The 12,660-nt window shown below is 54.0% G+C and carries 12 protein-coding genes; 7 read left to right on the forward strand and 5 right to left on the reverse strand.

Annotated features, from left to right (window positions below; translation table 11 throughout):
* Positions 1–40 precede the first annotated feature (40 nt).
* The 4 genes from QJQ48_RS24330 (at position 41) to QJQ48_RS24345 (ending at position 3,623) form a co-directional block, all read left to right on the forward strand.
* Entirely contained in the window at positions 41–1,090 is a 1,050-nt protein-coding gene (locus QJQ48_RS24330) for an ABC transporter substrate-binding protein (protein ID WP_346293844.1), read from the forward strand.
* Positions 1,091–1,183: 93 nt separating this feature from the next.
* Positions 1,184–2,026 carry an ABC transporter permease gene (locus tag QJQ48_RS24335; protein ID WP_346293854.1) on the forward strand — a complete coding sequence of 281 codons (843 nt, stop codon included), beginning with the start codon at positions 1,184–1,186 and terminating at the stop codon, positions 2,024–2,026.
* 61 nt (positions 2,027–2,087) lie between these two features.
* Positions 2,088–3,122, forward strand: coding sequence for a sodium:calcium antiporter (locus tag QJQ48_RS24340; RefSeq protein ID WP_346293855.1), 1,035 nt, complete (start codon positions 2,088–2,090; stop codon positions 3,120–3,122).
* 159 nt (positions 3,123–3,281) lie between these two features.
* Positions 3,282–3,623 carry a hypothetical protein gene (locus QJQ48_RS24345; protein WP_346293845.1) on the forward strand — a complete coding sequence of 114 codons (342 nt, stop codon included), beginning with the start codon at positions 3,282–3,284 and terminating at the stop codon, positions 3,621–3,623.
* On the opposite strand, the gene trmB is transcribed toward QJQ48_RS24345, so the two are convergent.
* Entirely contained in the window at positions 3,553–4,251 is a 699-nt protein-coding gene (trmB, locus tag QJQ48_RS24350; RefSeq protein ID WP_346293856.1) for a tRNA (guanosine(46)-N7)-methyltransferase TrmB, read from the reverse strand. The genes QJQ48_RS24345 and trmB overlap by 71 nt on opposite strands.
* A 158-nt stretch (positions 4,252–4,409) precedes the next feature.
* Between trmB and purB the strand changes: the two genes are divergently transcribed.
* Positions 4,410–5,705 (forward strand): adenylosuccinate lyase, encoded by a 1,296-nt coding sequence (purB, locus tag QJQ48_RS24355; RefSeq protein WP_346293846.1) that lies wholly within the window; start codon positions 4,410–4,412, stop codon positions 5,703–5,705.
* Positions 5,706–5,712: 7 nt separating this feature from the next.
* Here the strand turns inward: purB and QJQ48_RS24360 are convergent, their stop codons facing one another.
* Together QJQ48_RS24360 and QJQ48_RS24365 are read right to left on the reverse strand one after the other, a co-directional pair.
* The gene (locus tag QJQ48_RS24360) at positions 5,713–6,507 is read right to left on the reverse strand and encodes an E3 ubiquitin ligase family protein (protein WP_346293847.1); all 795 of its coding nucleotides are present in this window, start codon (positions 6,505–6,507) and stop codon (positions 5,713–5,715) included.
* Positions 6,508–6,567: 60 nt separating this feature from the next.
* Positions 6,568–7,122: a PadR family transcriptional regulator gene (locus QJQ48_RS24365; RefSeq protein ID WP_346293848.1), complete on the reverse strand. Its 555-nt coding sequence runs from the start codon at positions 7,120–7,122 to the stop codon at positions 6,568–6,570.
* Between the two features lie 155 nt (positions 7,123–7,277).
* Between QJQ48_RS24365 and acs the strand changes: the two genes are divergently transcribed.
* On the forward strand, positions 7,278–9,248 hold the full coding sequence (acs, locus tag QJQ48_RS24370) for an acetate--CoA ligase (protein ID WP_346293849.1): 1,971 nt from the start codon (positions 7,278–7,280) through the stop codon (positions 9,246–9,248).
* A 392-nt stretch (positions 9,249–9,640) separates the two neighbouring features.
* Entirely contained in the window at positions 9,641–11,851 is a 2,211-nt protein-coding gene (locus QJQ48_RS24375) for an NACHT domain-containing protein (protein WP_346293850.1), read from the forward strand.
* Here the strand turns inward: QJQ48_RS24375 and QJQ48_RS24380 are convergent.
* Both QJQ48_RS24380 and QJQ48_RS24385 read right to left on the reverse strand, forming a co-directional pair.
* Positions 11,848–11,979: a hypothetical protein gene (locus tag QJQ48_RS24380; protein ID WP_346293851.1), complete on the reverse strand. Its 132-nt coding sequence runs from the start codon at positions 11,977–11,979 to the stop codon at positions 11,848–11,850. The two genes, QJQ48_RS24375 and QJQ48_RS24380, sit on opposite strands and share 4 nt — an antisense overlap.
* Positions 11,980–12,122: 143 nt before the next feature.
* A partial coding sequence (locus QJQ48_RS24385) for an HARBI1 family protein (protein ID WP_346293852.1) occupies positions 12,123–12,660 on the reverse strand: 538 nt, incomplete at its 5' end.

Genomic DNA, 12,660 nt, shown 5'->3' on the forward strand with positions numbered 1-12,660 from the left:
TTTCTGAAAGGACAAGGAATAGCAATACTGGGAGGTGAATATGCATCGCAGACAATTAGTTCCGCTCTTTCTCGCTTTTGTTTGTAGCTTGTTGATCACAGTGGGCTGCAATCAACAGACGCAGCCAGAGACAACCTCTGAGGAAACGGCTGAGCCTGTGACCGAGCAGGTCAGCGAGGAACCAATCCAGATGGGCTACAGCAGTTGGGCCGGATGGTGGCCTTGGGCGATCGCAGAGGAAGAGGGACTCTTTGAGGCCAACGGCCTGAACGTTGAGCTAATTTGGTTCGATGGCTATTTAGAATCTATGGAAGCTCTGGCTTCCGGACAGCTCGATGCTAACTGTCAAACCCTCAATGACACCATTTCCTTTGCTGACAGCGCTGTGAATGGGGAAGTGGCAGTGCTGGTCAACGATAACTCAGCGGGCAATGACAAAGTGATCGTTGCCGAAGAGATCAACGCTGTGCCCGATCTAGTGGGTAAAGAAATTGCTTTAGAAGAAGGGGTCGTAGGCGACTTTCTGCTATCGCTAGCGCTAGAAGACGCCGGCCTGTCCCGTGATGATGTCACGATTCAGAACTTAGAAACGGGTGCGGCAGCCACAGCCTTTGCCGCAGGGCAGACTGATGCATTCGCAGGATGGGTACCGTTTTGGGCCACGGCGCTGGAGCGTGAAGGTAGTAAGGAACTGCTCAGCTCGGAGCAGTTCCCAGGAGCCATTCCCGACCTACTGGTAGTGACGCAGACAATGGTGGATGAGCGCCCGGAAGCGGTGCAGGCACTGGTCAAAACCTGGTTTGATATTCGCGCCTTTATGACAGAGAATCCAGAAGCCGCCAACGCCATCATGGCTAAGCGGGCCAGCGTCAGCCCTGAAGAATTTGATCTTTACCTAGAAGGGACTCGCTTCTTCACGCTGGACGAAAACCTAGAAGCCTTCAGCAGCGGGGAAGAGATGAAATATATGCCCTATGCGGCTCAGCAAATGGCTGACTTCATGGTGAGCGTTGGCTTCATTCCCGAAGTGCCGAATTTAGAAGCCATTTTGGATGACCAGTTTGTTCAGGCTTACGCTGAATCCTCATAGCTTCTCATGGCTCCTAGTAGCCTCTGATGCATTTCCCCTCTTTCTAACTTTGGCAAGATGGGAAAGCTTTCTTGAATGTCTCAGCCCAAAACTATGGCCAATCCGGCAGCCAATTCGTTTGAACCGGCAACGCCCGCCGCTAGCAGCCTGAAACCTACCGTATTTTGGCGTTTGGGGGAAGATGTACCGCGATCGCTGAGCGCAGGGCTGCTAGTACTCTCAGTGGCCCTTCCTTTTGGCCTTTGGTGGGGTCTTTCTAGTTCTGGGTTAGTTAACCCTAAGTTCTTACCTTCCCCAGTAATGGTAGTACAGGCTCTGGTGGAGCTATGGGTTCAAGGCTATCTGCTAGGGGATATCCTGGCGAGTTTTGGCCGTGTCCTGGCCGGGTTTGTTTTGGCCGGACTGGTTTCGATTCCCCTGGGCATCTCAATGGGCGCCTTTGCCAGTATTCGAGCGCTGTTCGAGCCGATTATTGGCATTGTGCGCTATATGCCCGCCCCGGCCTTTATTCCGCTGCTCATTATCTATTTAGGACTGGGCGAAGAACCCAAAATTGCGCTGATTTTTATTGGCACCGTTTTCTTCAATACCCTGATGATTATGGACGCGGTTAAGTTCGTGCCCAAAGACCTGATTGAAACCACCTACACCCTGGGCGGACAGCGGCGACAAATTCTGTTTCAGGTAATTACTCCCTACGTTTTGCCTAATATTATCGATACGTTTCGCATCAACATGGCCTCTTCCTGGAACCTGGTGGTGGTGGCGGAACTGGTGGCGGCAGAAGTGGGCTTGGGCAAGCGTATTCTAATTGCCCAAAAGTTTTTTAGAACTGACGAAATCTTTGCCTGCCTGATTGTGCTGGGACTGATTGGGTTTTTGATGGACTTGTCTCTGCGCTGGCTGCAGAAACTCACTTGCAAATGGGCGCTGTAGTCAGCAGGTGGTAGATTCGTGGGAGAACAATATACCGCGATCGCCCGTTACCCGCCTCAGCATGAACTTTTCCCTATTGGTGTTTTACATCGTCCTAGCTGTTGTCTCAACGACGGTGGTTTGGAAATCAAGTTCTCTGCTGGAAGAGGCTTCTGAAAAACTGGCGCTCTATTATCAGCTACCGGAAGTGGTACAGGGCGCAGTGATTGCCGCTGTGGGGTCTAGCTTTCCAGAACTGTCGAGTACGGTGCTGGCGACGCTGATTCACGGCGAGTTTGAGTTGGGCATTGCCGGAATCGTAGGTTCGGCAATTTTCAACATTTTGGTGATTCCAGGGATCTCCGGGCTGCTAGGCGGACGCCTCGCCGCCGATCGCATCTTGGTTTACAAAGACGCTCAGTTTTACATCACCAGCGTGACGGTGCTGCTGCTGGCCTTTACCTTTTCGCTGATCTACAATCCAGTACCCGGCACGGAATGGGAGGGTTTAATGACGCGGGCGATCGCCCTGATGCCGCTAGCCATGTACGGTCTATACATTTTTCTGCAGCAGCAGGATACGGCAGAATATCAGGCAGAACTCGGCAACAGCGGCGCAAACCTGTCGCGGCGAGAAATCAACGTAGGCAGGCAATGGCTCCGGTTGCTGCTGAGTTTGGTGCTGATTGTAGTTAGCGTTGAGGGCTTGGTGCGATCGGCCATCGGCTTTGGCGATCTGTTTAATACGCCCACATTTTTGTGGGGACTAACGGTGATTGCCGCTGGCACTAGCCTGCCAGATATGCTGGTGAGTATTCGCGCCGCCAAGAAGGGCCAAGGCACTATTAGCCTGGCTAACGTGCTGGGCAGCAATATCTTTGACCTGCTGGTGGCAATTCCGGTGGGAGTGCTGATTGCGGGGGCTTCCCCGATTAACTTTGCCGTAGCCGCGCCGATGATGGCAATTTTGACCTTTGCCACCATTGTTCTCTTCGCTTTCATGCGCACTGGCCTAACGCTGCAAAAGCGGGAAAGCGTCGTGCTACTAGGGCTGTATGCCGGATTTATTATCTGGATGTTTTTGGAAACCTTTGGCGTGACCAGCGTAGTGCTGTGAGCCTTGCCTCAGAATGAAGCGGCTGCGGCCCGTCAGGAAGAAGGGTCAAGAGTTGCCAGCAGGTAGGGGATAGATAAAGGGTGAGCTCAGGCCGTAGAGGGCGATCGCGCCCAATGTATCAGCGCTACAGTAAAAATAGACGATTGGGAAATTTAGCCCATGAAAAAGCTTTTACTGATGGGTCAGTGCGTCGCTTTGCTCGTTGCAGTTGGCTGGTCGCTGCCCGCCGCTGCTGGAGACGTGCCCAGGCGATTTCAAACCTGCCGCACGACCTTCATTCAGCCTAGCTCCGCCGATCCCGCTAGCGAAGAAACCCCATCCAATGCGCAGCGCATCATTCGGCGCAACTGTTTTACCAATATTCGCCGCTTTCGGACAGGAACAGCTCTATGCGGGTTGACCGAGTTTGGCAATCCCCAACTGGGTGAGTTTAGGCAGTTTGAAACCGTTGAGCGTGGTCGGGTTGTCCGTTCTCAGCCTCAGCTAGTGCGCTGTCTGTAGACTGGCGAACAAACAGGCTGCGAAAAACAGGCTGGCCTTTTTCTAGCGTCATCTGTTCGCGCTCGGTCTGGGCGGGGAAGGGACTGTCGCTCAGCCAGCCTGGAGGCTGCTGCCCAAAGCTGGGCTGCTCGGCAAAGCGAGTGGTCATCTCAGTGGCGACAGCTTCTACGTCCGACTGGAGGACCACTTCTCCTCCCACCGGCAGCAATTCCGCTAAAGCCGCAATTAGCTCAGGCTGCACCACCCGTCGCTTCTGGTGGCGCTTTTTAAACCAGGGATCGGGAAACTGAATCGTCACCCGCTGCAGAGGCACCCCCGGCCAGCTAGCAAAAAGCGATCGCAGGGAGCGATTGGCATTACAAAAGACAAAGTGCAAATTGCTGAGCTGCTGTTCATCGCGCCAGCGAAGAGACTGCTCCACCAAGGGCTGACGAATTTCCAGTCCCAAAAAATTCCAGTCCGGCTGTAGCTGGGCCATTTCTCGAATGAAATAGCCCCGCCCGCAGCCGATATCAAGGTGTAGCGGCTGATCTAAACAGGCAAATTTTGCTGACCAATCCGATATGGTCGTTGGGGTCTGATATTTATCACTTAGGGGATTAACGTGCTGCCGTACCCGGCGAACCACAGCCACAAATACTGTCTCCTCGCGTTCGTTTTAATACTCTAGCGTAGCGGCTGAGGTCGCTTTTGTCGGCGATCGCGGCGGGTATAGTGTCAGAAATTCTGCGGCCAATCGGGAGCTAGGCAGGTAAAATAGAGCGGTTGTATTCTGCGACACTAGCCTTGATTGAACGCTACACCCTGCCCGAGATGGGCGATCTTTGGACCGATACCTACAAAATGAAGACCTGGCTTCAGGTCGAGATTGCCGTTTGCGAAGCTCAGGCAGAGTTAGGCTATATTCCTCCAGACGCGGTTGAGGAAATCAAGGCAAAAGCGGACTTTAACCCCGAACGGGTTTTAGAAATTGAAGCTGAAGTACGCCACGACGTTATTGCCTTTTTAACCAACGTTAATGAGTACGTCGGTGAAGCTGGGCGCTATATCCATCTGGGCATGACCAGCTCAGACATGATCGATACGGCCCTGTCGCTGCAGCTCCGCGACAGCCTGCACATTATTCTCAACCACGTGGAAAGCCTAATTCAGGCTATTCGCTATCAGGCCCAGCAGCACCGCGACACGGTGATGATTGGTCGCTCCCACGGCATCCACGCCGAGCCAATGACTTTTGGCTTCAAGCTGGCGGGCTGGCTAGCGGAAATGATGCGTCACCGCGATCGCCTCAACCGGGTGCAAGATCAAATTGCGGTGGGCCAAATTTCGGGCGCCGTAGGCACCTATGCCAACATTGACCCCAAAATTGAGGCGATCGCCTGTCAAAAGCTGGGCCTCAGACCCGATACCGCTTCGACCCAGGTGATTGCCCGCGATATTCACGCCGAGTTCATGCAGGCGCTAGCGTTGCTGGCCGCCTCCATCGAGCGCTTTGCGGTGGAAATTCGCAACCTGCAGCGCACCGATGTTTTAGAGGTTGAGGAATATTTTTCTAAGGGGCAGAAAGGCTCCTCCGCCATGCCCCACAAGCGCAACCCCATCCGCTCGGAGCGGCTGACAGGGCTGGCCCGGATTATTCGCGGCAACGCGATCGCCGCCCTAGAAAACGTGGCCCTCTGGCATGAGCGCGATATTTCTCACAGCTCAGTGGAGCGGGTGATTTTCCCCGATAGCTGCATTTTGGTTCACTTCATGCTGGTGGAAACCACGGACTTAGTGAAGCATCTGCTGGTCTACCCGGAAAACATGCAGCGCAACATGAACCTGTATGGCGGCGTTGTTTTCAGTCAGCGGGTCCTACTGGCGCTGGTGGAAAAAGGCATGTCCCGTGAGGCTGCTTACAAGATTGTGCAAACCTGCGCCCACGAAGCCTGGAATAAACCCGGCGGCGATTTTCACCAGCTCATTGTTCAACATCCAGAGGTCAAAGAGCAGCTCACTGCGGTAGAAGTTGAAGCCTGCTTCGATCCGCAGTACCACCTGCGTCACCTAGATGAAGTGTATCAGCGGCTGTGCATTTAACCGATGACTAAAGCAGAATACCAATCAGGCTCAGCACTGCGCCCATAATCAGGCAAATCATCATCGCCACTGAGGCATTGTGAGCGCCGCGATCGGCATTTGCGGTAAGCACGTCATCTGTTTTGAGGGAGATGATGTATTTCTTGTCCGTCTGGGTGGGTTTGCCTAAGGTCAGAGTGCCAGTGTGGTCGCTCACTTCTCCCACGACTAGAATCTTACGCTCTGCCGGCAGGACGGCTTCCGTGTAGCGATAGCCCAGTGTCCGCCGATCGCTTTGTCCCAGCGTCAGAGAAAATTTGCCCATCTGCAACATTCCGGCTGACGGATCGCCGGGGCGGAACTCGTTGAGTCCCGACACCGTTTCAATCTCAGCTTGGTCGGGATCGACCCAGATTTTGCCCGTGTCGTCTTGCAGGTAGAAAGGGACTGACTGCTGGTTACTGGCTACTGTTTCCGATCGCCGCTCGGTTTTGCGCTGAGTATTGCCCTCAGCGTCTTTAGTGGTCACGGTTTCTTCGTACTCGCGCTGCACTTTGAAACTGTAGTAAACACAGGGCGTCTGCTTCAGCTCAGAAACAAGCGGCTGCGGTGCCTCAATTTGGCCCCAGAGTTTCACATAGTCACGCCAGTCACCACCGCCAATTTCAGCGGCGATCGCTTCAGCCGTTTTACCCAGTTCCGCCACTGTCACCCGCCGGGCCGACTTGAGGCTAAAAGCCCGTGATTTTTGCTGACGCTGCACAAAGAAAAGAACAATGCCGACAATCAGCAAAATGATCCCAATCACTGTCCAAACGCTCATAGAGCCTCGCCTCGTTCATTGCTGCTACCAGATTAACCGCTGGCATTGCGCCCTAGGCTGCTATTTTGAGTTCTGTAACTTGGCGGGCTGCAGGTAGGCGATCGCCTCTTCGCACCAAGCCAGCCAGCTCTGCTCGTAGCGAATGCCGTTGCGCAGGGTCAGGTACTGAAACCGGGCGACCGGAGACAGCCGCTCTCGCTCTGGGAAGAACTCCTTTTCAATCGCTCGATATTCGTCTAGGCGGGTCTGATGCTGCTGGCGGTGATGCAGCAGATCCGTCACAATCACTTCTACGGGCACCAGGTAGCCGCCAAAGATCTTCACCAGCAAATCATCTTTGACCGGACTCACGGCTGAGGGTTCTGCCATCCAGTCTTTGAGAAAAGCTTTGCCAGCTTCGGTGACAGCATAAATCTTTTTGTTAGGGCGCGTCTCTTGCAGAATCTTTTCGCTAGTAACGTAATTCTGCCCCTCTAGCCTAGACAACTCCCGGTAAATCTGCTGATGGCCGGCGTCCCAAAAAAAGCCCACCGAACTGCCAAAGCGTTTGGCTAAATCGTAACCGCTACAGGAATGGTCGAGTAGAGCTACTAGAATTGCGTGGGCCAGAGCCATTTTGTAAATGCTGAATATGCCTTTTTTAGCATAAGGTACTGTTGTTCCCGTCGAACATTAAAGAAACCAAAGTCTCTGCTGTAGCAACGGCTAAAAACCGTATGGTTTTGAAAGCAGACTATAACGACATTAGCTAAACCCTTTAAACGAACCCTATGTCACAACCCACCATCGAATCTATTCTGCAGGAAAAGCGGCTGTTTCATCCTCCCAAAGCCTTTGCTGAGGACGCCCATGTCAAAAGCATGGCTGAGTACCAGGCCCTCTATGACAAAGCCGCTGCTGACCCGCAGGCGTTTTGGGCCGAACTGGCCGAGCAGGAACTGCACTGGTTCAAAAAATGGGATCAGGTGCTGGACTGGCAGCCTCCCTTCGCCAAGTGGTTTGTCGGCGGCAAGCTCAATATTTCCTACAACTGCCTCGATCGCCATCTCACCACCTGGCGACGCAACAAAGCCGCTCTGATCTGGGAAGGGGAACCCGGCGATGCCCGCACCCTTACCTATGCGCAGCTGCACCGGGAAGTGTGTCAGGTGGCCAACGTGATGAAAAGCCTGGGGGTGAAGAAAGGCGATCGCGTCGGGCTTTATATGCCCATGGTGCCCGAAGCCGCGATCGCCATGCTGGCCTGCGCCCGGATTGGTGCCCCTCACACGGTCGTCTTTGGCGGCTTTAGCGCTGAAGCGCTCAAAGATCGGCTCAACGACGCCGAGGCCAAGCTGGTGATCACCGCCGACGGCGGCTTCCGCAAGGATAAAACCATTCCGCTCAAGTCCGCCGTGGATGCGGCCCTCGAAAACAACGGCGTCCCCAGCGTGGAAAATGTGCTGGTGGTGCAGCGGACAAAAGAGGATGTGCAGATGGTCTCTGGCCGCGACCACTGGTGGCATGAGCTGCAGGCGGACGCTGCTGCCGACTGCCCCGCCGAAGAGATGGACGCCGAAGACATGCTGTTCATCCTCTACACCAGCGGCACCACGGGCAAGCCCAAGGGCGTTGTTCACACCACCGGCGGCTACAATCTCTACACCCACATGACCCTGAAGTGGGCCTTTGATATCAAAGACACCGATGTCTACTGGTGCACCGCCGACGTGGGCTGGATTACCGGCCATAGCTATATCGTCTACGGGCCGCTTTCTAACGGTGCCACTAGCCTCATGTATGAAGGGGTGCCCCGTCCCTCTAACCCCGGCTGCTTCTGGGACGTGGTGGAAAAGTATGGCGTCAATATTTTCTACACCGCACCTACCGCCATTCGCGCCTTCATCAAGATGGGCGACGACCTGCCCAGGGCGCGAGATCTTTCCTCGCTGCGGCTATTAGGTACGGTCGGTGAACCGATCAACCCGGAAGCCTGGATCTGGTATCACAACGTCATTGGCGGCGGTAACTGCCCGATTGTGGATACCTGGTGGCAGACGGAAACCGGCGGCTTTATGCTGACGCCGCTGCCGGGAGCCACGCCCACCAAGCCGGGTTCGGCCACCAAGCCCTTCCCCGGTATCCTGGCGGATGTGGTAGACCTGGAAGGCAACCCGGTGGGGGCCAATGAAGGGGGCTATCTGGTGGTGAAGCATCCCTGGCCCAGCATGATGCGCACGGTCTACGGTGATGACGATCGCTTTCGCCGCACCTATTGGGAGCACATTCCGCCTAAGGATGGGCAGTATCTCTACTTCGCGGGCGACGGGGCTCGCAAAGACGAGGACGGCTATTTCTGGGTGATGGGCCGGGTGGATGACGTGATCAATGTCTCTGGGCACCGTCTGGGCACGATGGAGATCGAGTCGGCGCTGGTGTCTCACCCGGCGGTGGCAGAAGCGGCAGTTGTGGGTCGTAAAGATGAGGTCAAAGGGGAAGACGTGTTCGCTTTTGTCATGCTGGAAGGTACCCACAGCCCCAGCGATGAGCTGAAGAACGAGCTGAAGCAGCACGTGGTCAACGAGATTGGCATCATCGCTCGACCCAGCGAGATTCGCTTTGCCGATGCCTTGCCGAAGACGCGATCGGGCAAAATCATCCGTCGCTTCTTGCGTAATCTGGCTAGCGGAGAAGACCTGGTGGGAGATGCCTCAACGATGGAAGACCAAAGCGTCCTCGACAAGCTCCGCCAAGGGTCTTAGCTTCTAAAATTTAGGTACTCGTAGGATGGGCAAAGGATGATAATCCGTGCCCATCTGCCTAAATGTTTTTGAGATGGGCGCGCTTTGCTTTGCCTTTACGCCGCCATTGCCGCCACCAACATTTAGATATGCCAGGGATGGGCACGCTTTGCTTTGCCTTTACGCCGCCACTGCCGCTACCAACATTTAGATATGCCAGGGATGGGCACGCTTTGCTTTGCCTTTACGTCGCCGCTGCCGCTATCAACATTTAGATATGCCAGGGATGGGCACGCTTTGCTTTGCCCATCCTACGGTGGCTGTGGCGGCATACTAGGATTTCGCTATGACTTCTCTATCTGTCCATCTGGGCTGAGGTTAGACTGGGAAAAATCTCTGGCGATCGCAACCTCATGACTGGATTTGAGCCGCTGATTGGCGCGGCAACGGCTGGCCTGACGGGACTGATTGGTAACGTCATTAAAGAGAAGGGCGGCAAGCTGCTGGAACAGGCGGATATTGACCTGTTCCAGGGACGGGAGCTAAACCGGGCAGTGCAGCGATATGTGCAGAACTACGCTGACCGTCATGGTCAGCTAAAGGTGGCCTGTGTACGCATGGACAGGCCCATGAGACTAGATGAAATCTACACGGCAGTGCAGCTTTTACCGCGATCGGCGCTGCGCTACTACGAATCTACGGCGTCGCTGCAGAGACTTTTTCGAGAGAGCGGTAGGCGCGGGTTTGAGCTGCACGATGTAGAGAAGCAGCAAGGAATTGAGGTGGCGAACGCCCAGCAATACCTGATGGTGCTAGGTGGGCCGGGGGTGGGCAAGTCTACCTTTTTGCGAAAGATGGGGTTAGAGGCGCTGCGCCGCCACGCCATTATGAATTTTGCGCAGCAGTCACCTGAATCTTTGCAGCCTCAAGAGCGTTACTACGCTCACGAATGCATTCCGGTGATGCTGGAGCTGCGGCAGTTCCAGGCCAACGACCTCAATATCAAAGACTTTATTGCCAGTGAGTTTGAGATCTGCGGCTTTCCGGAACCGCAAAAATTCACAGAGCTGATGCTCAAAAGCGGCAAGCTATTGATTCTGCTGGATGGGCTAGATGAGGTGCCGACAGAGGCACTGAACGCAGCCGTGACGCAAATTGAGAATCTGGTCGATCGCTACAGCGAGAATCGCTTCATTGCCTCTTGCCGGGTAGCGGCCTACACCTTTGGCGGCTTTAGGCGTTTTAACGATGTGGCGATGGCGGCGTTTGAAGATGAGCAGATTGAGCGATTTATTCAAAACTGGTTTCGCAAACCGCGCGACCTCGAAACTCAGACGGCAGAGCGCTGTTGGGAGCTGCTCAGCAGCCCAGACTACCAGGCAGCGAAGGAACTGGCCCAGACGCCGCTGCTGCTGACGCTGCTGTGCGTCATTTATGACGAGTTTCAGGATTTTCCCAAAAAACGGCATCAGGTCTATGGGGAAGCTCTGGACGTGATTTTGCGCAAGTGGGCAGCCGAAAAACGCCTGCAAAAAGAACCGATTTATCAACAGTTTGGCTCAGATTTAGAGCTGGAATTACTCTCAGAAATTGCCTACACCAGCTTTGTCGATGATCAGCTTTTCTTTGCTAAAGCAGATGTGCTGGATCAGATACGGACTTTTCAAGCAGATAATGAAAATGCGCCCAATTTAGACGCGGGCAAAATCTTACAGGAAATTGAAGTACAGCAGGGAATTTTGGTCGAGCGGGCTAGAGAAGCTTATTCTTTCTCTCACCTGACGTTTCAGGAATATCTGACGGCTAAATCCATTGTGGACAATCAAAAAGTGACTCAGCTTGTAAGCAATCATCTGGGCAATCAGCGCTGGCGCGAGGTGTTTCTGCTGGTGGCAGGACTGGTGCCGGGTAAGCGGGGAGCGGATGAGCTGCTGCTGGCGATGGAAAAACAGGCACAGAGCAAACTGCAAAGTGAAAGACTGCAAGCTCTAGTCAAGTGGGCAGACGCTGCCACGCAGGGATCTCCTGGTCAAATAAAGGCTGCCGCCAAACGAACCGCTGCCCTTGCCCTTGACCTTGACCTTGACCGTGCCCTTGCCCTTGACCTTGCCCTTGACCTTGACCGTGCCCTTGACCGTGCCCTTGCCCGTGCCCTTGACCGTGCCCTTGACCGTGCCCGTGCCCTTGCCCTCGACCTTGCCCGTGCCCTTGCCCGTGCCCTTGACCGTACCCGTGCCCGTGCTCATGCCCTTGATCGTGTCCTTGACCTTGTTGAAGAGTTGCAGCCATCAGGCGTTTTTAGAAAAGGTGAAATAGAGAATTCAGTTCAAAGACTAACAGAATTAAAGCAGATAATTCCTAACAATATTAATTATATAAAAGGATACTATCACTTTTTAGAGCCAATTAGAAAAGTCTGGGAAAATGCTATCAATTTAAAGCCAGATTTATTACAGCTTTCTGAGCAAGAATCTCAGGCTTTGAACGACTATTTCTACGCGGTTGAACTGATGATTCGCTGTAAGGAAGCGGCGGTGCGGGTGTCGCCGCCGGTGTGGGAAGGGATTGAGTCGCGGATTTTGACGGCAGCAGGGACCAGTCCTTTAGAAAGACTGGTCCCTTAGTCAAACATAAGGTGTTCGAGGGATGGCTGACGCTCCGTATCTGCCGTCTCAACGAACGCTTGGTAAGCTTGGGCCGTGCCTACCTGCTGACGAACTTGCTCAAACTTGGGCAAGGTTCCGTGACGCAAACCGACATACTCCTGATAGCTAGAAAACTCCCAGTCTTCAGGACGCTGTACCAGCTTCGCCTTGAGTGGGTTTAGATGAATAGACTTTATCGGAAATAAGAAAGGAATCGGTTGAAGTCACCATATCCTCTCACCGTTCGGGGTCAAGCGGCTTGACCCACTAGACGACCTGGCTTTGCTCGGTGTGTCAGGCGGAAGTTATGCAAGCCGCAGGCAGTCTCCATCACGTCATCGACATAGTGGTCCAGCCAATTGCGAAAGGGTTGCCTCAGAATTTGGCAGCGTTTGACGCCACCGATGTGGTGTTCCACTTCAACACGAAGACTGGAAATACTTCGGTTGTTCATCTTCTCAATGGTTGTCAGAGAGCGGTTGCGAGGTTTCTTCTTCGGTTGCTGAATCGTCACCCCCTCTGGGGCAAAGCCCTGAAACCCCGTATCCTGCCATAACGTACTGCCTTCAGGGAACGACAGGTGCTCGCTATCGGCAATCGCTTTGTCATGTTTCTTGCCTTCATAGGTGTCACTCAAGTAGCGCACCTTGCCCTTGCGGTCATGAATCACTAGATTCTTGACCGTATGTGCCTTCTTCTTGCCGCTGTAGTACTGCTTGCGGTCGGCTTTGTTTTTGGGGCGAGTGATCCGACGTTCGGTGCCATCAATGATGAACTCTAAACTGGGA

The sequence above is a fragment of the Sphaerothrix gracilis Ecp01 genome, from assembly GCF_030405905.1.
Classification (GTDB): Bacteria; Cyanobacteriota; Cyanobacteriia; order Phormidesmidales; family Phormidesmidaceae; genus Sphaerothrix; species Sphaerothrix gracilis.